Origin of the sequence: Pseudomonas syringae (genome assembly GCF_021606685.1) — a bacterium.
GTDB classification, from domain to species: Bacteria; Pseudomonadota; Gammaproteobacteria; order Pseudomonadales; family Pseudomonadaceae; genus Aquipseudomonas; species Aquipseudomonas syringae_R.
Genome location: NZ_WKCB01000002.1, coordinates 124,969 through 144,380, shown reverse-complemented (window position 1 = coordinate 144,380; position 19,412 = coordinate 124,969). Strand labels below are relative to the sequence as shown.

The 19,412-nt window shown below is 60.5% G+C and carries 21 protein-coding genes and 1 tRNA gene; 11 read left to right on the top strand and 11 right to left on the bottom strand.

The window, feature by feature from the left end:
* Positions 1-16: 16 nt before the first annotated feature.
* The 3 genes from yajC to queA are packed head-to-tail and all read right to left on the bottom strand — an operon-like array spanning position 17 to position 2,569.
* Entirely contained in the window at positions 17-355 is a 339-nt protein-coding gene (yajC, locus tag GIW02_RS01545; protein ID WP_003175975.1) for a preprotein translocase subunit YajC, read from the bottom strand.
* Positions 356-398: 43 nt separating this feature from the next.
* Complete coding sequence (gene tgt / locus GIW02_RS01540) at positions 399-1,514, bottom strand: tRNA guanosine(34) transglycosylase Tgt (protein ID WP_003175976.1); 1,116 nt, start codon at positions 1,512-1,514, stop codon at positions 399-401.
* Positions 1,515-1,519: 5 nt separating this feature from the next.
* Positions 1,520-2,569 carry a tRNA preQ1(34) S-adenosylmethionine ribosyltransferase-isomerase QueA gene (gene queA, locus GIW02_RS01535; protein ID WP_236414101.1) on the bottom strand — a complete coding sequence of 350 codons (1,050 nt, stop codon included), beginning with the start codon at positions 2,567-2,569 and terminating at the stop codon, positions 1,520-1,522.
* Positions 2,570-2,677: 108 nt separating this feature from the next.
* On the opposite strand from queA, the gene GIW02_RS01530 reads away from it, so the two are divergent.
* A tRNA-Leu gene (locus tag GIW02_RS01530) sits at positions 2,678-2,762 on the top strand.
* Positions 2,763-2,927: 165 nt separating this feature from the next.
* Here GIW02_RS01530 and GIW02_RS01525 read toward each other — a convergent pair.
* From GIW02_RS01525 to GIW02_RS01515, 3 genes are all read right to left on the bottom strand, one after another.
* The gene (locus GIW02_RS01525) at positions 2,928-5,333 is read right to left on the bottom strand and encodes a TonB-dependent receptor (protein ID WP_236414106.1); all 2,406 of its coding nucleotides are present in this window, start codon (positions 5,331-5,333) and stop codon (positions 2,928-2,930) included.
* Between the two features lie 79 nt (positions 5,334-5,412).
* Positions 5,413-6,360 carry a FecR family protein gene (locus GIW02_RS01520; protein WP_236414108.1) on the bottom strand — a complete coding sequence of 316 codons (948 nt, stop codon included), beginning with the start codon at positions 6,358-6,360 and terminating at the stop codon, positions 5,413-5,415.
* A gap of 5 nt (positions 6,361-6,365) precedes the next feature.
* Positions 6,366-6,863 (bottom strand): RNA polymerase sigma factor, encoded by a 498-nt coding sequence (locus GIW02_RS01515; RefSeq protein ID WP_236414116.1) that lies wholly within the window; start codon positions 6,861-6,863, stop codon positions 6,366-6,368.
* A 236-nt stretch (positions 6,864-7,099) separates the two neighbouring features.
* Between GIW02_RS01515 and GIW02_RS01510 the strand changes: the two genes are divergently transcribed.
* Positions 7,100-7,429 carry a hypothetical protein gene (locus GIW02_RS01510; RefSeq protein WP_236414117.1) on the top strand — a complete coding sequence of 110 codons (330 nt, stop codon included), beginning with the start codon at positions 7,100-7,102 and terminating at the stop codon, positions 7,427-7,429.
* Between the two features lie 33 nt (positions 7,430-7,462).
* On the opposite strand, the gene GIW02_RS01505 is transcribed toward GIW02_RS01510, so the two are convergent.
* Positions 7,463-8,098 carry a LysE family translocator gene (locus GIW02_RS01505; RefSeq protein WP_236414119.1) on the bottom strand — a complete coding sequence of 212 codons (636 nt, stop codon included), beginning with the start codon at positions 8,096-8,098 and terminating at the stop codon, positions 7,463-7,465.
* Positions 8,099-8,210: 112 nt separating this feature from the next.
* On the opposite strand from GIW02_RS01505, the gene GIW02_RS01500 reads away from it, so the two are divergent.
* From GIW02_RS01500 to GIW02_RS01490, 3 genes are all read left to right on the top strand, one after another.
* Entirely contained in the window at positions 8,211-8,582 is a 372-nt protein-coding gene (locus tag GIW02_RS01500) for a PH domain-containing protein (RefSeq protein ID WP_071485698.1), read from the top strand.
* Positions 8,583-8,844: 262 nt separating this feature from the next.
* A complete protein-coding gene (locus tag GIW02_RS01495; protein WP_236414121.1) occupies positions 8,845-9,999 on the top strand; it encodes an S-type pyocin domain-containing protein in 1,155 nt (384 codons plus the stop codon).
* Positions 10,000-10,006: 7 nt separating this feature from the next.
* Positions 10,007-10,264, top strand: a complete 258-nt coding sequence (locus GIW02_RS01490) for a colicin E3-like toxin immunity protein (RefSeq protein WP_236414123.1) — start codon at positions 10,007-10,009, stop codon at positions 10,262-10,264.
* Positions 10,265-10,396: 132 nt separating this feature from the next.
* Here the strand turns inward: GIW02_RS01490 and GIW02_RS01485 are convergent, their stop codons facing one another.
* The 3 genes from GIW02_RS01485 to GIW02_RS01475 form a co-directional block, all read right to left on the bottom strand.
* Complete coding sequence (locus GIW02_RS01485) at positions 10,397-10,969, bottom strand: hypothetical protein (protein WP_236414125.1); 573 nt, start codon at positions 10,967-10,969, stop codon at positions 10,397-10,399.
* Between the two features lie 429 nt (positions 10,970-11,398).
* Positions 11,399-12,754: an ATP-binding protein gene (locus GIW02_RS01480; protein ID WP_236418724.1), complete on the bottom strand. Its 1,356-nt coding sequence runs from the start codon at positions 12,752-12,754 to the stop codon at positions 11,399-11,401.
* Complete coding sequence (locus GIW02_RS01475; RefSeq protein ID WP_236418722.1) at positions 12,751-13,413, bottom strand: response regulator; 663 nt, start codon at positions 13,411-13,413, stop codon at positions 12,751-12,753. The genes GIW02_RS01480 and GIW02_RS01475 overlap by 4 nt, the downstream gene beginning before the upstream one ends.
* 147 nt (positions 13,414-13,560) lie before the next feature.
* Here GIW02_RS01475 and GIW02_RS01470 point away from each other — a divergent pair, with 147 nt between their 5' ends.
* The 5 genes from GIW02_RS01470 to GIW02_RS01450 all read left to right on the top strand — a co-directional run bounded on the left by GIW02_RS01470 (position 13,561) and on the right by GIW02_RS01450 (position 18,350).
* On the top strand, positions 13,561-13,827 hold the full coding sequence (locus tag GIW02_RS01470; RefSeq protein WP_236418720.1) for a PepSY domain-containing protein: 267 nt from the start codon (positions 13,561-13,563) through the stop codon (positions 13,825-13,827).
* Entirely contained in the window at positions 13,827-14,372 is a 546-nt protein-coding gene (locus GIW02_RS01465) for a cytochrome b/b6 domain-containing protein (protein WP_236418719.1), read from the top strand. The genes GIW02_RS01470 and GIW02_RS01465 overlap by 1 nt, the downstream gene beginning before the upstream one ends.
* Before the next feature lie 8 nt (positions 14,373-14,380).
* Positions 14,381-15,649, top strand: coding sequence for a sialidase family protein (locus GIW02_RS01460; RefSeq protein ID WP_236418718.1), 1,269 nt, complete (start codon positions 14,381-14,383; stop codon positions 15,647-15,649).
* Positions 15,649-16,260 carry a hypothetical protein gene (locus GIW02_RS01455; RefSeq protein WP_236418717.1) on the top strand — a complete coding sequence of 204 codons (612 nt, stop codon included), beginning with the start codon at positions 15,649-15,651 and terminating at the stop codon, positions 16,258-16,260. Before GIW02_RS01460 ends, GIW02_RS01455 begins: the two co-directional genes overlap by 1 nt.
* Before the next feature lie 68 nt (positions 16,261-16,328).
* The gene (locus GIW02_RS01450) at positions 16,329-18,350 is read left to right on the top strand and encodes an alkaline phosphatase family protein (RefSeq protein ID WP_236418716.1); all 2,022 of its coding nucleotides are present in this window, start codon (positions 16,329-16,331) and stop codon (positions 18,348-18,350) included.
* Here the strand turns inward: GIW02_RS01450 and GIW02_RS01445 are convergent, their stop codons facing one another.
* Complete coding sequence (locus GIW02_RS01445) at positions 18,351-18,725, bottom strand: c-type cytochrome (RefSeq protein WP_236418715.1); 375 nt, start codon at positions 18,723-18,725, stop codon at positions 18,351-18,353. It lies immediately after the preceding gene.
* Between the two features lie 181 nt (positions 18,726-18,906).
* Here GIW02_RS01445 and GIW02_RS01440 point away from each other — a divergent pair, with 181 nt between their 5' ends.
* Complete coding sequence (locus GIW02_RS01440; RefSeq protein WP_236418714.1) at positions 18,907-19,287, top strand: response regulator; 381 nt, start codon at positions 18,907-18,909, stop codon at positions 19,285-19,287.
* The last annotated feature ends 125 nt before the right edge of the window (positions 19,288-19,412 follow it).

Here is a 19,412-nt window from a genome sequence, read left to right as displayed (position 1 = left end):
TGGTAAAGGTTGTTACTCAGATCGCTTTGAGCGTGCCTTTTGGCAGCGTGGCGGCGATGGCGCCCTTCTGGAACTTCATTTCTACGGTGTCGGAGACTTCCAGGACCACGAAAGCGTCGGAAACCTTGGTGATCTTGCCGGCGATACCGCCAGTGGTCACAACTTCGTCACCTTTTTGCAGGCTGCCCAGCAGGTTTTTCTGCTCTTTGGCGCGCTTGGCCTGTGGACGCCAGATCATCAGGTAGAAGATGACCAGGAAGCCGACCAGGAAAATCCACTCGAAACCACCGCCCATAGGGCCGGCAGCAGCAGGCGCAGCGGCGTCAGCCATGGCGTTAGAGATAAAAAAGCTCATTTAGCACTCCAGTTGCAAATAGTGAATCTTAGGGTCGGAAAACTCAGTCCAAGGGCGGCACAGGGAGCCCGCGCTTGGCATAGAAGGCATCGACGAAGGCGGCCAATGTACCCTGTTGAATAGCCTCGCGCAAACCAGCCATCAGGACTTGGTAATGACGCAAATTGTGGATGGTATTCAACATGCTACCCAGCATTTCCCCGCATTTGTCCAGATGGTGCAGATAAGCACGGGAGAAGTTCTGGCAGGTGTAGCAGTCACAGGTGGGATCCAGCGGCGAATCATCATGGCGATGGAACGCGTTACGGATCTTCAGCACGCCTGTATCGATGAACAGATGCCCATTGCGGGCATTACGGGTTGGCATCACGCAATCGAACATGTCCACACCGCGGCGCACACCCTCTACGAGATCTTCCGGTTTGCCAACGCCCATAAGGTAACGAGGTTTGTCAGCCGGCATCAGGCCCGGCAGGTAATCCAGCACCTTGATCATCTCGTGCTTGGGCTCGCCCACCGACAGACCGCCGATGGCCAGGCCGTCGAAGCCGATCTTGTCCAGGCCTTCCAGCGAGCGTTTGCGCAGGCTTTCATGCATGCCGCCCTGCACGATACCGAACAGCGCGGCGGTGTTGTCGCCGTGGGCGTTCTTCGAACGCTGGGCCCAACGCAGCGACAGCTCCATGGAAATACGCGCTACGTCTTCGTCGGCCGGGTATGGCGTGCACTCGTCGAAAATCATCACGATGTCGGAGCCCAGGTCGCGCTGCACCTGCATCGACTCTTCCGGGCCCATGAACACCTTGGAACCGTCCACCGGCGAGGCGAAGGTCACGCCCTCCTCCTTGATCTTGCGCATGGCGCCCAGGCTGAACACCTGGAAACCACCGGAGTCGGTCAGGATCGGGCCTTGCCATTTCATGAAGTCATGCAGGTCGCCATGCTTCTTGATCACTTCCGTGCCCGGGCGCAGCCACAGGTGGAAGGTGTTGCCGAGGATGATCTCGGCGCCAGTGGCGACGATGTCACGCGGCAGCATGCCTTTGACGGTGCCGTAGGTGCCCACCGGCATGAACGCCGGGGTTTCGACGGTACCGCGCGGGAAGGTCAGGCGACCGCGCCGGGCTTTGCCGTCGGTGGCCAGCAGTTCAAACGACATACGACTCATAAGGTTTCCTCTGGGCCGCGTGGCGCCGGATTGCGGGTGATAAACATCGCATCACCGTAGCTGAAAAAACGGTACCCATTGTCGATGGCGGCCTGGTAGGCGGCCATGGTCTCGGGATAACCGGCAAATGCCGACACCAGCATCAACAGCGTGGATTCCGGCAAATGGAAGTTGGTCACCAGGCAGTCGACCACATGGAACGGCCGGCCTGGGTAGATAAAGATATCGGTGTCGCCACTGAACGGCTTGAGCACGCCGTCGCGCGCCGCGCTCTCCAGTGAACGCACGCTGGTGGTGCCCACGGCAATCACCCGACCGCCGCGCGCCTTGCACGCGTCAACCGCATCGACAACGTCCTGGCTGACTTCCAGCCACTCGCTGTGCATATGGTGGTCTTCGATGTTATCCACACGCACCGGCTGAAACGTGCCGGCCCCCACGTGCAGGGTCACATAGGCCGTCTCGACGCCCTTGGCGGCGATGGCATCCAGCAGCGGCTGGTCGAAATGCAGCCCGGCAGTGGGCGCCGCCACCGCGCCGAGGCGCTGGGAATACACGGTCTGATAGCGCTCGCGGTCCGAGTCTTCGTCGGGGCGGTCTATATAAGGAGGCAACGGCATATGGCCGACACGCTCCAGCAACGGCAACACCTCTTCGGCGAACTTGAGCTCGAACAACGCGTCATGGCGCGCCACCATCTCGGCCTCGCCACCACCGTCGATGAGGATGTTCGACCCCGGTTTCGGCGACTTGCTGGAGCGCACATGGGCCAGCACGCGATGGCTGTCCAGCACCCGCTCCACCAGAATTTCCAGCTTGCCGCCGGAAGCTTTCTGGCCAAACAGCCGCGCCGGAATCACCCGGGTATTGTTGAAAACCATCAAGTCGCCCGGGCGTAAATGCTCAAGCAAATCAGTGAATTGACGGTGTGCGAGGGCACCGCTGACCCCGTCCAGGGTCAGCAGTCGACTGGCGCGACGCTCGGCCAACGGGTGGCGAGCGATCAGCGAATCAGGAAGCTCAAAAGTAAAGTCAGCAACGCGCATGATGGGGTTCGTCTAGCAGGGCCGGGAAGTCTAGCGGAAATAGTCAAAATTGACCATGAAACGTGATTGACCAACGGTAATCGCATCTCTATACTTCGCCGCCATTGAGCCCTGATGGCGGAATTGGTAGACGCGGCGGATTCAAAATCCGTTTTCGAAAGGAGTGGGAGTTCGAGTCTCCCTCGGGGCACCATATAGCAGTATCTGAAAGCCTCTACCAGGCTCTCAGCAACAAAGAAACCGGCCACTTGAGCCGGTTTTTTTGTGCCTGGCGTTCTGCGTTTTCTTCCCCGCGGGGTTAGCGTTCGGCCGTGGCGGCGGGCGCTAACCCCTTGCGTTTTTGGCGATAAACAGCGTTTTAGAAGCTGTAGCGAGCAGTCAGTTTGACGTTACGTGGGTCACCGTAGATGTCATACGGCTCATAGCCTCCGTTGGCGATGCTGACGTAGTAGGTACGGTCAAACAGGTTGTTTACGTTGAGCTGCAGGTCCAGTTGCTCGGTGGCCTTGAAGCCTGCCACCAGGCCGACCACCGTGTACGAGCCCTGCCGGTTTTGCCATGCCGTGGCACCGGTGCCACCTGCAGTGCGGATCTGGCTCTGCTGGTACACGTCGCCGCCGACGCGCCAGCGGCGCAGTTCGTCGGGCAGGGTGTAGATGGTGGACACCTTGAACAGCTGGCGTGGCAGCCGACGGTTGAAGTCCTGGCCTTCTCGGGATTCGTTGGCGTCGCTGACGTATTTGGTCTGCGTGTAGGTGTAACCGCCAGCCAGTTGCCAGTTTTCGGTCAGGGCGCCCTGCAGTTCCAGGTCGATACCGCGGCTGCGCACCAGGCCGGAAGCCTCGTAGCACGTACTGATGGCCGTTGTGCCGCAGCCAAAGACATCCGGCATTTCCTGGGCGCGGTTTTTCTGATCGATCTGGAAAATAGCCGCGCTGGCGTTGAGTGCGCCATCAAAGTATTCGCCCTTGATGCCCACCTCGTAGTTCTCACCCACGATAGGCTTGACCACTTGCCCACCGACGCCTTTCTCGGTCTGCGGCTTGAAGATATCGGTGTAGCTGACATAGACCGAGTGATTGGCGTCCAGGTCATAGACCAGGCCGGCATAGCGGGTCAGATTACGGGTGACCTTGTAGCTGCTTTCAGGGGTTTCGCGGCTTTCGAATTCGTACCAGTCCAAACGGCCACCGAGAATCAGCGACAGCGGCTCGGTCAAGCGCAGGCGGGTGCTGGCATAGAAGCTGTCCTGAGTGGTTGTCTCCGGGCGCAGGTTCGGGCCCTTGACGATATTCGGCTTGGTGTGGCCACGTGGGTTCCACGCGAAGAGATCGACGTTATTGTCGATGAAGCTTTCCCAAAGCTTGCCGGTACGATAATCCAGCTGGCGCTTGCTGACGCCCACGGTGAAGTCATGTTCTTGACCCAATAGCTGGAAGGGGCCGCTGAGGGCCAGGTCGTAGCCCTTTTCCTTCTGCTCCATGGCTTGGGTCCAGAGATAGTGACGGTTGTATCCCCATATGGACGAGGCCAGCACGTCAGTGTTGGTGGTCGCCTGCATGGCGGCCATGCGCAGCTTCCAGTCATTGGCGAAGCCATGCTCCAGGGTCGCGAAGTAACCGGTGGTGCGATTGTCCATGTATTCATAGTCATGCCCCAGGAAGGTGTCCCGTGGCAGTCCCAGATGCCCACCACCCCGGGCCATGGGCAACCCGCCCCAGACGTAGTTGGTATGGTCCTTCTGCCGGTAGGCACCGAGTGTCAGCGTGGTGGTATCGCTCAGGTCGGCGTCGATTACGCCGTAGTACAGATCCGCGTCACTCTCTACCGACTCGCGGAAGCTTTTCGAGTCCTGTCGCGAGAGCACGGTACGCGCGCGCAAAGTACCGCTGTCATTGAGCGGGCCGCCCACGTCCAGCGTACTACTGTAATCATCCCAGCTGCCGGCACTGCCGGTGAGGGTGGCCTGAAACTTTTGGGTCGGGCGCTTGCGCACCAGGTTGATCGCGCCTGCGGGGCTGCCGGCGCCCTGGGCCAGGCCGGTGGCGCCGCGAACGATTTCAACCCGGTCATACATTGCCAGATTGGCTTCGCTGCTGGGAATGTAGGTCAGGAAGCTGGTGGGGAAACCGTCGTACAGGATGTTGTCGACGTCAAAACCACGTGCGCTGAACGTCGGCCGGCCCGCGCCACCTGAGCTGTTAAGGAAAATGCCCGGCGCACTTTGAGCGACATCGCTGATGGTCGTCATGGCCTTGTCGTCCATGCGCTTGCGCGTGACCACGCTGACCGACTGCGGGGTTTCACGCAAGGTCAAGGGCAGCTTGGTGGCAGTCTGCATGGCACCGGTGGTGTAGGAGCCGGTGTTCTCGGTCGTTTCGCCCAACTCGTGCCCAACAATCGAAGTCTCCCCCAATTGCAGGGTACCGCTCGATTCGGGGAGCTTCTCCAGCGTCACGCTACTCCCACCGGTAGCGCGCCAGGTCAAGCCGCTGCCTTTCAACACTTCAGCCAGCGCGGCCTGCGGCTCTTTGGAGCCGACTACGCCAGGGCTGCTCTTGCCGGTTACCAGCGAGCCATCGAATATCACCTGTAGCCCGCTTTGCGCAGCCAGGCGGTTCAGCGCGGTTGCCAACGGCTGTGGCGCGATATCAAATTGATGAGGGTCGGCAACCGCAAGGCCGGACATCAGCGCGCACAGCAGTGTCAGCGGGGCTACGGACAAAGGTTTGATTCGCAAACCTTTGAGTAAAGGATGGTGCATCGGTGTTCTCCCTAATACGAAGCATTATCGTTCTAGGGAGTAAGACGGACGACGCACCAACATCCGTAAAAGAAAATCGTTAATTCTTGGGTGACACCACCAGCAGGTAGTCCGTGTAGCGCTCGATCTTGAGTGGAAAGACTTTTTCCAGCGTCGCCAACCCCTCGTCCAGGTGATCGAGCTGGAACGTGCCGCTGACCTTGAGCGCAGCCAGGCGCGGGTCTCGGAGCATCAGGATGCCCGGACGATAGCGCTCGATCTGCTCAAGCACCTGCGCAAGCGGGGTCAGCTCAAATACCAGGCGGCCCTGCTCCCACGCCAGCACCCTGTCGACATCTACAGCCTGCTTCGTGCCCAGGCCGTCAGCGCGCCCGGCGACGGCCTCGCCAGCGCCGAGTGTCACGTTGTCGGCGCCTTCGGCCACGGCCACCCGCCCGTGGCGCACCGTGACATCGACGTCTGCGCCGTCACGGCGCACCGCGTAGACCGTGCCCAGAGCCGTCGCGCTCACAGCACCCGCCTGCACACTGAAGGGGCGCTGCGGGTCTGCGGTGACATTGAACAGGGCCTCGCCCTTGCGCAGGGTAATGCGCCGCCCGTCGGCTGTGAGTTTTACATCGACGGCGCTGTTGGCATTCAGGGTAATGCGGGACCCTTCAGCAAGGACGACCTGCAGACGCTCACCGGTACCGGTGTAATAGTCTGCATCCAAAGCCATCCATTGCACGCCTGCCACGCCGAACCCCAGCACCAACGACGCTGCGATGCCCATCGCCCAGCGTCGACGTGACGACGGCCGCACTGCGGCACGCGGCTCAGCCAGATACGCGCTCAGGCACCACAGCCGCCGCGCTTCGACAAACGCCTGCTGATGCTCCGGGGCCTGCTCGCACCACGCCCGCGCCGCAGCCACGTCAGAGGGCAGCACTGCGCCGCCGGTGAGGCGAATCACCCAGGCGTGGGCCATGCGCTGAACCTCGGGAGTGGGCTGGATGTCGGGCTGGGGAGTGTCGGTCTGATCGTGCATACCGGCTATCGTTGCAGGCATTGGCTGAGAAAGTCGAGTGCGATAGCGAGTTGTTTTTCCACCGTGCTTATCGACACCTGCAGTTGGGAAGCCACGTCCTTGTGGGCAAGGTTGCGCAAACGGCACAGCGTGAATATCTGCTGGCACTGCGCAGGTAGCCGGTGCAAGGCGTGAGCCATCGCCGCAAGTTCTTCCTGCGCGACCACCACATCGAACAATGCCGGGCTATCGCCCGTCACCTCGTAAAGGTAGGCGATGCCTTCGTCATGGGACTCTCGAGTTTGCCTGCTGCGCGCATGATCAATGGCCAGGTTACGGGCAATTTTGAAGATAAAGCCGCGCAGGTTGAGCACCGGCTTGCGTGGCGGCTGACGGAGCAGGCGCAGGTAGGTTTCCTGAGCCAGATCGGCGGCGGTCTCGGGATTGCGCAACTGGCGATGAAGAAACGAGCGCAACTCGGCCGCATGGGCCCGGAAGGCCACCTCAAGCTCTTCGGTGGTCATGCTCGACATTGACGGTGATCACGCAGCGGAAAGCCCCCACTCTAATGATAATATTTCGTATTAACAACGTTAGCTTGGGGCTGCCTCCTTGAACATTGTGTTACTGCACGTGGCGACTTGTAGACGGACTGTGCCGCCGCGTGAAACTGATCCCAAGCGCTGAGGCCTGAGGGTCTTTTTTTTCTGCCACAGAACAGTGATCATCGCCCTCCCCCCACCCCCGAGGAACCGGAACCATGGAATTGACGCTGGAAGCGGTTGCGCTGTTTGCACTGAAACTGGTGCATGAGGAAGCTGACGGCAGCCCGCTTTTGCGCGATGACCTGATCATGGATGGGTATGAGCGGGAAGTGTTCGGGTTGCTGGTGCGGCAGGGAGAGTTGGCGGTTATCCAGCTCAAGCTTGATCAGTGCGTTGGACAGGCATTGGCCGTACTCGGCGGCGCTGACACCGTGCTGGGGCGTGAACTGCAACGGTTGGCGACTGACGTGCAAAACGTCGATCAACTGGATGAGCTGCCGGTGCCGTTAACGAACCTCAAGGACTACCTCAAAGCCATCCAGTGAGTCATGCCCCTGCTCCTGCTGCGCGCCCTCCATTTAACGCCGCCCTTCAACCGCCATACGCACGGCCAGGCCCATCAGCACCGAGCCCATCAACCAACGCTGCGCCACCTGCCAACCCGGCCGGGTGACGAAGAACACCGCGATAGATCCGGCCATGACGGCAATCACCGAATTGACGCTCACGCTGATCAAAATCTGCGTAAAGCCCAGCACCAGGGATTGCATCAGCACACTGCCGTGGCCGTTGGGGTCGATGAACTGGGGCAGTAACGACACATACATCACCGCCACCTTGGGGTTCAGCAGGTTGGTCACAAAGCCCATGAGGAACAGCTTGCGCGGGCTGTCCTGAGGCAGGCTATGCACCTGGAACGGTGAACGGCCACCCGGCTTTACCGCCTGCCAGGCCAGGTAGAGCAGATACACCGCCCCGCCAAGGCGCAGGGCGTCGTAGGCAAGCGGCACCGCCATCACCAGGGCGGTGATACCCAATGCCGCGCACAGCATGTACACCACAAAACCCAACGCAACGCCGCCCAGCGAAATCAACCCGGCAATGCGCCCCTGACAAATCGAGCGCGAAATGAGGTAAATCATGTTTGGCCCGGGCGTAAGCACCATGCCGAGGGAAATCAGGCCATAGGCAAGCCAGCTGGACAGTTCGGGCATCGTGCTGCTCCGGGTTGTTGGGCTGGTGACCATGGTAGGGCGATGAAAAGCAGGGCGTTAGATACAGATCCACGAGCAAAACGTCATACACCCCTCACGCAAGGAAAGGCACATGATCGACTTCAACAACAAAGGCTTCTTCAAACTCAAACAAAACAACGAATATGCCGAACGCGTCTCTGCCCTGCTGCTGGACGGCGAAGAAGTGATCGACGCCTACAAAGCCATGCGCGACGGCGTGGTCTTCACCACCAAACGCATCATCGCCGTGAACGTGCAGGGCATTACCGGCAGCAAAAAAGACTTCACCTCGCTGCCGTACAAAAACATCGTCGCGTACTCGGTGGAAACCTCCGGGACGTTTGACCTGGATTCCGAGCTGGAAATTTACTTTTCGTCGCTGGGGAAAGTGAAGTTTGAGTTCACGGGAAAAACCTCGATCGTGGAGATCTCGCGGATTATCTCCAAGCATCTACTGACGTGATCGGCAGGCAAAAAAGACCTAGGGGCACCAAGGTCTTTTTACTGCCAACACGGCTCAGCGGGTGTGTACCGCTCAAACGGTGGCTAAGCGTTCAAAGCCCGCTTTGAGAGGTATGAATTTCTGTGCAATTGCTACCCAAGAGTTGATTCGTCTGATCGGTATTTCTGTCTACTTTTCCCACACCCACCATCGAACAATGCCGATTACGCCCCCCTGATCGCGCCCCGTAGGCTCATTCCCTCCCACAAGGAAGTGAGCCGTCATGTCAGAACGCTTTTACCCTCCCACCGAGGAACAACTGCGCAAACAGCGAATCCTGACGCCTCACCCAAAGCGCGCCCTCTATTTACCGATCATCGATTTATTCGAAGCACCCCCTGCACGACCTCCTGAACCAGACAAACCGCCAGGCTGCACCTTTATCAAACCCTGCCAACTACCCGACGGCCGTACTCACTACACAGAGCCCAGCGGTTACGTGCCGCTGGAGCTGGTCAAGGAGTACAGCAATTTCACGCTATTGGGCGGCCGCGAAGTGGACAGCCGGGGGGCGGTCGCCTTGCGCAAGATCAGCGGCAATACGCTGCCTGCTGGCTTGGGGCAGTTGGCGTTACATATCGCAGCGCTGGAGTCAGCGGCCACCGCCGTTGGGTCTGTTACCACAGGTTTATTGGCCGGAGTAGTAGCGCTGGCTTGGCCAGGGCAATTGGGTGACAGCGCGCTGTACAGCGAAGAGCAGTTGCGCTCCATGCAGCAGGCGCGTTCGCAGATGCGTCTGCATATCGAGCAGCGTAAGGACGGCACGCTCAAGGGGTATGGGTTTTACACCGGCGACAACCCTGCTTGGCAGATGATTGATGTGGTGCAATTTCAAACCCGTGGCGAGCAGTTTATGGCGGACTTGGGTGAGGGTGTGGAGTTGATCTGGACACCCGCTGTTGATCCCACTGACACGCTGGGTATTCCCGCGTTGGAGGCGGCGCCGCAAGCACCGGTGATCTGGATTTACCCGCCAACGGAGAAAGCCGCGCAGATACTGGTGAACCCGATTTATCCGCCAGAGTATCGGGATTTTATTCTGGTGTTCCCGGTGGCGTCGGGGGTTCGACCGCTGTATGTGGTAGTGAGTGTTCGGGCTGGCGATCACAAGTACCACAAGGCTCCCAACACTGAACAAATAGCTGGCTTTGAAAACTTGATAAAGGCTAAACCTATGTCTCCCAGGCAGGGAGGTGCCGGGCTGAGAGAGCGCTGGATTGACGAAAGGGGCCGGAGGATCTTTGAGTGGGATTCCCAACATGGGGAGCTGGAAGTTTATCTAGCAAGTGATGGCAGCCATATAGGTGCGTTCAGCCACATAACCGGCGAACAGCTAAAAGGGCCCAAGAAAAAACGAAACATCAAAAAATATCTATGAGGGCCACATGGGACTAACAGTGAGATTGGAATGGTTCGACAGGACCACAGAGTGGCTAATGGGAAAGGAGGACTCGGCGGACTTTGGAGACGACTACTCCGTTATCGCCAAGCTGGGGCTGTCGGAGGAAGACGATGTCAATAACGGCATGTTTGAACTACGGCAGGAGTGGCTGCCACTGATACAGACATACTTCTCTCATAAAATTGCTCTTTCAGAACGCGACTACTTCATCGCGTTTGATTACGTAGGTGCAAACGAATAGCACAGGCTTAGAAAATGCAGATTCATGCGCAGAAGTGCGCACTACAGACAAAGACCCAAAGGGTGAGCGCTGGAAGTACCAAACCTTCAGGTCCTTCCAGGCGCAGGATGCGCATCTGTTCAGTTCGCCCGACTAACCCGCCTTCGCCTCACTCCCCGCCCCTTCAATCAGCACCCGATTCGCCGGGTCGGTAATATCAAACACCTGCTGCCCGCACGCGGAGCGATCGGGGGTGAACTGGAACTCCACCAGATACACCTTGGCCTTCTGCGGAGTGAACGTGCTCTCTGGCGGCAGGCAGCTGTAATAAGCCCCACTGCCAATGCTGCCAGCACTGCCGAATACGGTGAGTTTCTTGCCCGGGTCGGCCTGGGTTTCCAGCTGTGGAAAACGCCGGAAACCGGCGCTGGTGACTGTTTGGATAGTTTTGGCGATCCAGTTGAAGACTTGGCCTTCGCCGTTGTACACCACAGTGCCGAGGATTTCCGGACGTTGGTCGGGGTCGCCTTCGCGGCTGATGGCGAATTTGACGGGGTTGTTGCCGCCGGTGGCTTTCATGATGACTTTGGCGTGTTCGGCGTCGACGGTTACGGTTTTCTGGCGAAATTGGATGCCGTCTTTAAACACGCTGGGCGAGGAGTCGCGTTGGTTGGATTGGCAGGCGCCCAAGGCCAGGGCGAGGGAGAGCAGCGCGATTCGCTTCACGGGATGTCCTTATCAGTGTGATTGAGTGTGATGACTGGACCCGAATTTAAACGGAATGTTCCGCAGTGCCGCGACTTGACGGCGATGCAGGCGCCGCGGTTTGGCAGGCGGACCGAGGTGATCCCTTCGCAGCCTCGCTGGCGCTCGACAGCTCCCACATTAGGTTGGCGGCGTTTTCAGGTGTTGAATTCCAAGCGTCGCAACCTCGGTATCTACACAACCTTAAAACGGCAGCACCTATCCCCTGTGGCGAGCGGGCTTGCCCGCGTTGGGGCGCGAAGCGGCCCTGAACCCAGACGCTGCGTTCTGTCTGAAAGAACGCGGCGTTTTTTAATTGGGGCCGCTACGCAGCCCAACGCGGGCAAGCCCGCTCGCCACGACAGTGGATTTGCCGGCGGTTTTGCACTCAGCGCGAGCCTGCTCCCACACTTAATCCACGGTGTTAAACACCAAGCGCGCGCACAAGCCGCCCTGCTCTCGGTTGCTCAGCGCCAGGCGGCTGCCGATCTTGCCCACGATCATTTCCACTATCGCCAAGCCCAACCCGGCGCCATTGGCATTGCCCCGGCTGTAGAACCGCTCGAACAAGCGCGCGGCTTGCGCCTCATCGATCCCCGGGCCTTGGTCTTGCACGCTCAGGCAGTTGGCGCCAATCAGCACTTTCACTTCACTGCCTGGCGGGGAAAAGTTGAGGGCGTTGGTCACCAGGTTTTGCAACGCGATGGCGAGTGCCACCGGCTCGGTTTCTACCCAACAGTCCTCTTCGCCTTCCAATACCAGTTCCACACCTTTTTCCATGGCCAGCGGGGCCAGCTCCGCCAACTCTTCGCGCACCAACTCCATCAAGCGCACACGGCTGCGCTTGGGGTTGTTGAGCTGCGGTTCGATGCGCGCCATGGTCAGCAGCTGGCTGCCGATGCGGGTGGCACGGTCGACGCCGTTGACGAGAAACTCCAGGGCTTCACGGCGTTGCGCCGGGGTTTGCGCGTTTTGTGCGTTTTGCGCGTGAATGCGCAAGATTGCCAAGGGCGTGCGCAGTTCGTGGGCGGCGTCGGCGATGAAACGGCGTTCGCGTTCAAGCAGGTCATCGACTTGCACCAACAGCCGGTTGAGCGCGGTTTGCATGGGTTCCAGGTCGCTGGGCAGTGGCTTGAGGTGCAGCGGTTGCAAGGTTTCGGCGGTTCGCCCACGGATAGACAAGGCCATGAAGCGCAGGGGTTTGAGGCCCCAGCCGATGAGCAACCAGATCAACACCGTCAGCAGTGGCACGCCGATGAGGGTGGGCCACAGGGTGTGGCGCATGATGCGCTGGATCAGGTCCTGGCGAATGTCATCGCGCTCGCCCACCCAAATCAGCAGGCCCTGTTGCGGGTCGGCAAGGAGGAAGGCGCACCAGTCGTTGCCGTTGTCGATCAGGTCGTGGGCGCCGAGGGTCGCCGGCGGTGCAGCGAGCACGGGCGCTTCGGCAGAACGCATCAGCTGCTGACCGTCGCGGCGCCATACCTGAAAGGTCAGCCGGGTTTCATAGGGGTGGGCCACGCCCTCCTCGCCCACGCGGCTCATAGCCTGGTCGAACGCCTGGTACAGGCGGGCCCAATCCGCGTCGCCGGGGTCGCGCTGGCGCAGCACACCTTGCAGCAGGCGCGCGCTCTGGGCGAGTTGGGCATCGTAGACTTCTTCGATTTCTTGATGGCTGTCGCGCAGCACCAACCAGCAGATCAGGGCGTCCCCCAGCAGCACCAGGACCAGTACCGGGATGAGGATGCGCGTGCGCACCGAGGTCATGGTTTGAGCGCCAGTACATAGCCAACGCCGCGCACGGTGCGGATCAGCTCGGTGCTGAGTTTTTTGCGCAGGTTGTGGATCAGCACTTCCAGGGTGTTGCTCTCGACCCGGTCCTGCCAGCCGTACAGCGCGCGTGACAGCCGCTCGCGGGTCACCACTTTGCCGGGGCGCACCATCAGTTGGTGCAGCAGTTGGTATTCCATCGGGGTGACGATGATGTCCGTGTCCTGGTAACGCACCTGCTGGGTCGCCGGGTCAAGGCTCACGCCGGCGTGCTCCAGCAGCGGCTGCGCGCGGCCCTGGCTGCGGCGCAAGAGGGCGCGCACGCGGGCCTTGAGTTCCTCGACGTCAAAGGGTTTGACCAGGTAATCATCCGCGCCGGCGTCCAGCCCGGCGATGCGTTCGGCGGTGCCGTCACGCGCGGTGAGAATCAGCACCGGCAGGTCGTGCTGCTCGGCACGCAGTTGCTGCAACAGGTCCAGGCCGTCGAGGCGCGGCAGGCCAAGGTCGAGCAGCAACAGATCGAAGTTTTCGGTGCGCAGCGCATGCATGGCCGCGACGCCATCTTGCAACCAATCGAGGGTGTAACCCTCAACACCCAGGGCCACGCGTATGCCTTGGCCGAGGGCTCGATCATCTTCGACAAGGAGTAAGCGCATAACAGAATCTCTGTAGGAATCGGCGGCATCATGCCGGGTTCTGGGCGCGGGGATTTCGCCAAAGATGTTACGGCTCGTTGCCAACTAAGGTTGCGCTAAGGTTGGTTTTGCACTGTGAAATCTCCCACAACTGCTGAGAGCTTTTCCATGCGCAAAATTCTCCTGCTGTCCCTGATTGTTGCCAGCCCCCTGGCCCTCGCCGGCCCGCAATGCACCACCGCCGAGCGCTCGCAATGGCAGGACGAAAAAGCCTTCCAGGACAAGCTCACGGCCGAGGGCTACGAGATCAGCAAGTTCAAGGTTACGGACGGCAACTGCTACGAGATCTACGGTTTCGACAAAGACAAGCGCAAGGTCGAGATCTACCACGACCCGGTCACCGGCAAGGCCGTGAAGACTGAGATCAAGGGCTGATGCCAGGGCAACCCCTGCGTCTGTGGGACCCGTTGGTGAGGCTGTTTCACGTGTCCATCGCCGGGGTCTTTGTCGCCAATTACTTCTTTAATGAAGCGGGCGACGACTGGCATGTCTGGCTGGGCTACTACGCCATGGCCTGGCTGCCGGTACGGGTGGTGTGGGGGTTTGTCGGGCCGCGCAGCGCGCGCTGGGCGGACTTTTGGCCTACGCCAAACAGGCTCAGTGCCCACGTACGGTCGCTGCTCAACGGTAGGCCGCAACACCGTCTGGGCCATTCTCCGATTGGCGCGCTGGTGATGCTGTTGATGTTGCTGGCGCTGCTCGTCATCGGCATCAGCGGCTTCCTGATGCAGGAGGTCGATGCCCTGTGGGGCGCCGACTGGCCACTGCAAATCCACGAAACGGCCGCCGATGTGTTGCTGGCCCTTGTCTGCGTGCATGTGCTGGCCGCCGTGTTTGAAAGTATCCAGGTGCGGGACAACCTGCCGTTATCCATGCTCACCGGTCGCAGGAAGCGTCTGCCGGATGAGCGTGCGCCGTAAGGTTTCCTATGCGCCGTGCCTTATTGATCTGCAGCCTGCTGGCGGTATTTTTCGCTGCCTGGCTAAGCCATCCGCCCCACGTGCTGGCGCCGTTTGCCCAGGCCAGCCCGAATACCGAAAAAGTCCCGGCGCCGGCGCAGTACACCAGCCGGTTCGTGTCCACCCAACTGACTGACTTTGTGCACTCCTCGTCCGTCACCGCACTGCCCGGCGGCGACCTGATGGCCGTGTGGTTCGCCGGTTCCCGCGAAGGCGCGGCCGATGTGCAGGTGCGCACCGCACGCTTTGATGCGAGCAGCGGCGAATGGGGCCCAGAGCAGGTACTGGCCACGCGGGAAAGCACCCGCGACGGCACCCGGCGCTACATCCGCAAGCTGGGCAACCCGGTGATCGCCCTGGCGCCGGATAAACGCCTGTGGATGTTTTACGTGTCGGTGTCGGTGGGTGGCTGGGCGACCAGTGCGATCAATGCGGTGGTGTCTGAAGACCTCGGCGCCAGTTGGTCGCCGCCAAGGCAACTGGTGACGTCGCCGTTTTTCAACATCAGTACGTTGGTGCGCGCAGCCCCGGTATTCCACGCCGACGGCTCCATCGGCCTGCCGGTGTACCACGAGTTCATGGGCAAGTTTGCCGAATACCTGTATTTGAACGCCGACGGCGCGGTGATCGACAAATTCCGCATCAGCCGGGGCAAAAACGCCCTGCAACCGACCATTGTGCCGCTGGACGGCCAGCGCGCCGTGGCCATGCTGCGCTACGCCGGCAACACCTATCACCGGGTGCTGGCCAGCCGCACCGAGGACGCCGGGCAAACCTGGAGCGAGCCGTACCCGCTGGAACCGGCCAATCCCAATTCATCGCTGGCGGCGGTGGGCACGGTGGACGATGGTTTGCTGGTGGCCCTCAATGACCTGCAGGACGGGCGCTTCAAGCTCAGCCTGTATGGCACCGACGCTCAACTCAGCCAATGGCGCACGGTGGTGCAACTGGATGAGTCGCCGGACCCGCTCGGCCAACCGTTCACCCCCGAGGCCTATAAAGAGATCATCGGCGAAGGCTTTCGCGCGTCCAGCGGGGCCAAACGTTTACCGCTGGAGCAAGGCTTTCTCAGCAGCCTCGACTACCGCGTGTGCAAGCCCCATGGCTGTGATTTTGAGTACGAGTACCCGTATTTCAGCCGCAGCCCGGACGGCACCTACCAACTGGTGTACTCGTGGAATAACACCTTTATCAAACATGTCAGCTTCAACGAAGCCTGGCTGGCGGAGCGTCTGTGATGTTTTCCGAATGGCAGGCCCATTTGAGTTTTGTACTGCTGGGGTTTGTGACGCTCTGCGCGTTGCGTTTTACCGCGCCATGGCGGCCGTGGTTGCTGCCGGTGCTGGTGGCGGTGAGCTTCATACCGGTCAGTGAACTGCCGTTGGCGGCGTATGTACGCAGTTTTACCGATGACCTGGCCATCAGCACCTTGGTGTTATTGGCCTGGGTAGGGCTGTGTCGGTTGGGGGTGGTGCAACCGCTCGAGCGCCGACATCAAGTGCAGCTGTTGCTGCTGTTTGGCCTGCTGAGCCTGGTGCTGTACCCGGCGGCGATGGGCCTGACGTATGTCGACCCCTACCGCTGGGGCTTCAACCCACGACCGATGATTGTGCTGGTGGGCGCTGCGGCGCTGATGCTGCTGTGGCTGCGCAATGCCCTGGCGGTGTGGATGTTGGCGGGGGGCACCTTGGCGTTCGCGTTGCGCCTGAAGGCTTCGGAGAACTATTGGGACTACTTGGTCGACCCGCTGCTGACGGGTTACTGCGTGGTCGCAGGATTAATGCAATTGAACTTGTGGGAGGGGGCTTGCTCCCGATGGCGAGCAGCCAGGCAACACTTCAGAGGCTGACAGACCGTAATCGGGGGCAAGCCCCCTCCCACATTAGATGCGTGGTGTTTTGAAGAATGGGGACGATGATGGGTGCGTTGCAATCACGCCGCCTGCGCTACGGCGTGGGCACAATCGGGTTGGTGTTTGCCTTGCTGGCAGCATTGCGGCTGGTGTTCGTGCTGGGGTTTTCCGGCCTGGACGTCAACACACCCGCGCTGCTGGAAACCCTGGGCATCGGCCTGCGTTTCGACCTGCGCCTGGCGGTGTTGCTCCTGCTGCCGCTGGCGGTGCTGGCGTGGTTGCCGCGCTGGAACCTCATCACGTTGCCGGCCCTGCGTTGGCTGGCACGGGGTTATCTGCTGGTAGCGCTGGGCGTGGTCGGCCTGGTGTATATCATCGACTTTGGCCACTACGCATACCTCGGCGTGCGCATCAATGCGACGGTGCTGCGTTACCTGCAAGACGCGCAGATTTCACAACAGATGGTGTGGGAAACCTACCCGGTGCTGTGGATAACTGCCTGCTGGCTGGCAGCGGTGACGCTGTGGGTGTGGGCGTTGATCTGCCTGGAGCGGCTGACCCTGGATCGCGCGCGCAAACCCATCGGCGCAGGCTCGCTGGTCACGGTTGCGCTGATCGGCAGCGTCGCCGTATTGCTTGCCCTGCTCGGTCGCGTCGCCCACCTCAACCTGGAAAACCCGGTGCCGCTGCGCTGGAGCGATGCGTACTTTTCCGGCAACAGCCAGGTGGCCGCCGTGGGCCTGAACCCGGTGCTGTTTTTGTATGACACGCTCAAGGTCGGGCAGGCACAGTTCGATGAGGCCCAGGTGCGCGAGCACTACGCGCAAATCGCTACGTACCTGGGTGTCGATCAGCCCGATGCGCAGCGGTTGAACTTCACCCGCGACCAAGGCGTGCAGCCTTATCGGCTAACCGCAGAGCGCCCGCCCAATGTGATTTTCGTGATGCTCGAATCCCTCGGCACCAGTGCCGTCGGCGCCTACGGCAACCCGCTCAACCCCACACCCAACCTGGACGCACTGGCCAAGCAAAGCTGGTTTTTCAAACACTTCTATGTGCCCGTTACCGGTACGGCCAAAACCGTATGGGCCAGCATCACCGGCGTACCGGATGTCACCCGCCAGGAAACGGCCACGCGCAACCCGCTGATTACGCGCCAGCACACGGTGATCAATGCGTTCGAGGGCTACCAGAAGTTCTACATGATCGGCGGCAACGCCGGTTGGGCGAACATCAACGCGCTGATCCGCCAGAGCATCGACGGCGTGCAGCTTTATGACGAAAGCCACTGGCGCTCACCACGGGTAGACGTGTGGGGCATTTCGGACCTGGATCTGTTCAAGGAAAGTGACGCGCTGCTGCGCCAAGTGCCCAAAGACCAACCCTTCTTCGCCTACGTGCAAACTGCCGGTAACCATCGCCCGTTCACCATCCCCGCACTCAACGATGGTTTCCAGGTAAACGATGTGACGCTGGCGCAAGCCCAGGCCGCCGGTTCGCGCAGCGTCGAGCAATACCAGGCGGTGCGCCTGCTGGACTACAACATCGGCCGCCTGATGCAAATCGCCAAGGCCGGCGGTTATTACGACAACAGCATTTTTGTGTTCTTCGGCGACCACAACACGCGCATCAGCCAGATCCCGCATATGGCGCCAGCCTTCGAGCAACTGGGCCTGGAAAGCAACAACGTGCCGCTGCTGATCCACGCTCCCGGCCTGTCGCATCGCGTGATCGAGGAGGCTGTAGGCCTGGCAGACTTGCTGCCCACGGTCGCGGGCATGGCGGGCGTGCCCTTTTCCAATGGCGCCATGGGCCGGGATATCCAGCAACCGGCGCCGGAAGGCGAGCGCGTGGTGCCGCTGGTATTGCGCGAAGGCAGCTTTCCGATCATCGGCGGCGTGACCCAGGACTTTCTGCTGCAGATGCACCACGACGGCAGCTCGCCGACCCTGCACGACCTGGCGTCGCCGAGGCCGCGCGAGGATGTGGCCGCGCAGCATCCCGAGGAGTTTCAGCGCTTGCAGGGGCTGACGCGGGGGCTGCATGAGAGCGCGCGGCTGATGCTGTTTCGCAATGTGCGGGAGTGATTATTTGGGCTGGAAGGTTTCGAGGTACGCCAGGATATTGTCGATCTTCTCCGGGTCACTGATGCCCCAGAAAATCATCCGCGTGCCGCTCACCACCTTTTTCGGTGCTTCTATATAGGCGGCGAGCTTGTCGCGGGTCCAGACCACGCCGGAGTTTTTCATCGCGTCGGAATACTGGTAATCGGTGGTGGTGCCGGCCGGTCGCCCGATGATGCCGTTGAGTTCAGGGCCAAAGCCACCACGTGCACCCTCGCCGACGCTGTGGCAACCGCCGCAGGTTTTGCTGAAGAGCTTGCCGCCCGCATCCGCATCGCCGGCGGCGAAGGCCGAGCCGGTGTTGAGGATCAGGGCGAGGGCGAACACGGCGTATTTCATCAAGGGCTCCACATCGGGCAACGGTGGCCAATTATGCCTGCATCAGCCCTCACGTGCCGCCACGGTGAACAGCACTGCAACCGCTCTAAAACGACCACCCATCGCCCGGGAAACATCCAATCGAACCTATCCGGGTCTGCCCCACTCCACCTTACTGAACCCTGATGGTGGAGTAAGGATCATGGCTCAGCCATCGATTTTGGTATTGGAAGACGACGAGATCATTCGCTCGTTGATGGTGGATGTGCTGGAAGATTTCGGGGCGGTGGTGACATCGTTCCCGTCGGCGGATGAAGGGATGATTTACCTGGAGCGCGGCGATGATCCGGTGGACCTGATTGTCAGCGATATCCAGATGCCAGGGTTGCTCAATGGTTATGACTTGAGCCGGGTGGTGGCCCATCGCTGGCCGACGGTGCCGGTACTGCTGACTTCCGGCAATGCGAGGATGGCACAGCAGTTGGGCGGTTCCGTACGGTTCCTGCCCAAACCGTGGAGCACCGAGCATTTGATAGCGTGCGTACAAACTGCACTGACCCAGCAGGGCTCATCGATGCATTGATAGCGCGGCGATATCACTTTTCCCGAACTTAGGTACACTGACGGCGGTCATTACGAAGGCAAGGAGCGACTTTTCTGATCCACCGGTCAGCATAATCGCCTTGGCGCTAAGCTGACGGCCACGAG

Bases quoted from the DNA above. Each gene is read 5' to 3' on its own strand.
- GIW02_RS01440 (WP_236418714.1), top strand. From the start codon at position 18,907: ATGGCTCAGCCATCGATTTTGGTATTGGAAGACGACGAGATCATTCGC.
- GIW02_RS01490 (WP_236414123.1), top strand. From the start codon at position 10,007: ATGGGACTAACAGTGAGATTGGAATGGTTCGACAGGACCACAGAGTGG.
- GIW02_RS01515 (WP_236414116.1), bottom strand. From the start codon at position 6,863: ATGACCACCGAAGAGCTTGAGGTGGCCTTCCGGGCCCATGCGGCCGAG.
- GIW02_RS01455 (WP_236418717.1), top strand. From the start codon at position 15,649: ATGTTTTCCGAATGGCAGGCCCATTTGAGTTTTGTACTGCTGGGGTTT.
- GIW02_RS01460 (WP_236418718.1), top strand. From the start codon at position 14,381: ATGCGCCGTGCCTTATTGATCTGCAGCCTGCTGGCGGTATTTTTCGCT.
- GIW02_RS01525 (WP_236414106.1), bottom strand. From the start codon at position 5,333: ATGCACCATCCTTTACTCAAAGGTTTGCGAATCAAACCTTTGTCCGTA.
- GIW02_RS01470 (WP_236418720.1), top strand. From the start codon at position 13,561: ATGCGCAAAATTCTCCTGCTGTCCCTGATTGTTGCCAGCCCCCTGGCC.
- GIW02_RS01450 (WP_236418716.1), top strand. From the start codon at position 16,329: ATGGGTGCGTTGCAATCACGCCGCCTGCGCTACGGCGTGGGCACAATC.
- yajC (WP_003175975.1), bottom strand. From the start codon at position 355: ATGAGCTTTTTTATCTCTAACGCCATGGCTGACGCCGCTGCGCCTGCT.
- GIW02_RS01510 (WP_236414117.1), top strand. From the start codon at position 7,100: ATGGAATTGACGCTGGAAGCGGTTGCGCTGTTTGCACTGAAACTGGTG.
- GIW02_RS01475 (WP_236418722.1), bottom strand. From the start codon at position 13,413: ATGCGCTTACTCCTTGTCGAAGATGATCGAGCCCTCGGCCAAGGCATA.
- GIW02_RS01495 (WP_236414121.1), top strand. From the start codon at position 8,845: ATGTCAGAACGCTTTTACCCTCCCACCGAGGAACAACTGCGCAAACAG.
- GIW02_RS01520 (WP_236414108.1), bottom strand. From the start codon at position 6,360: ATGCACGATCAGACCGACACTCCCCAGCCCGACATCCAGCCCACTCCC.
- tgt (WP_003175976.1), bottom strand. From the start codon at position 1,514: ATGTCGTTTGAACTGCTGGCCACCGACGGCAAAGCCCGGCGCGGTCGC.
- GIW02_RS01480 (WP_236418724.1), bottom strand. From the start codon at position 12,754: ATGACCTCGGTGCGCACGCGCATCCTCATCCCGGTACTGGTCCTGGTG.
- GIW02_RS01505 (WP_236414119.1), bottom strand. From the start codon at position 8,098: ATGCCCGAACTGTCCAGCTGGCTTGCCTATGGCCTGATTTCCCTCGGC.
- queA (WP_236414101.1), bottom strand. From the start codon at position 2,569: ATGCGCGTTGCTGACTTTACTTTTGAGCTTCCTGATTCGCTGATCGCT.
- GIW02_RS01445 (WP_236418715.1), bottom strand. From the start codon at position 18,725: ATGAAATACGCCGTGTTCGCCCTCGCCCTGATCCTCAACACCGGCTCG.
- GIW02_RS01465 (WP_236418719.1), top strand. From the start codon at position 13,827: ATGCCAGGGCAACCCCTGCGTCTGTGGGACCCGTTGGTGAGGCTGTTT.
- GIW02_RS01500 (WP_071485698.1), top strand. From the start codon at position 8,211: ATGATCGACTTCAACAACAAAGGCTTCTTCAAACTCAAACAAAACAAC.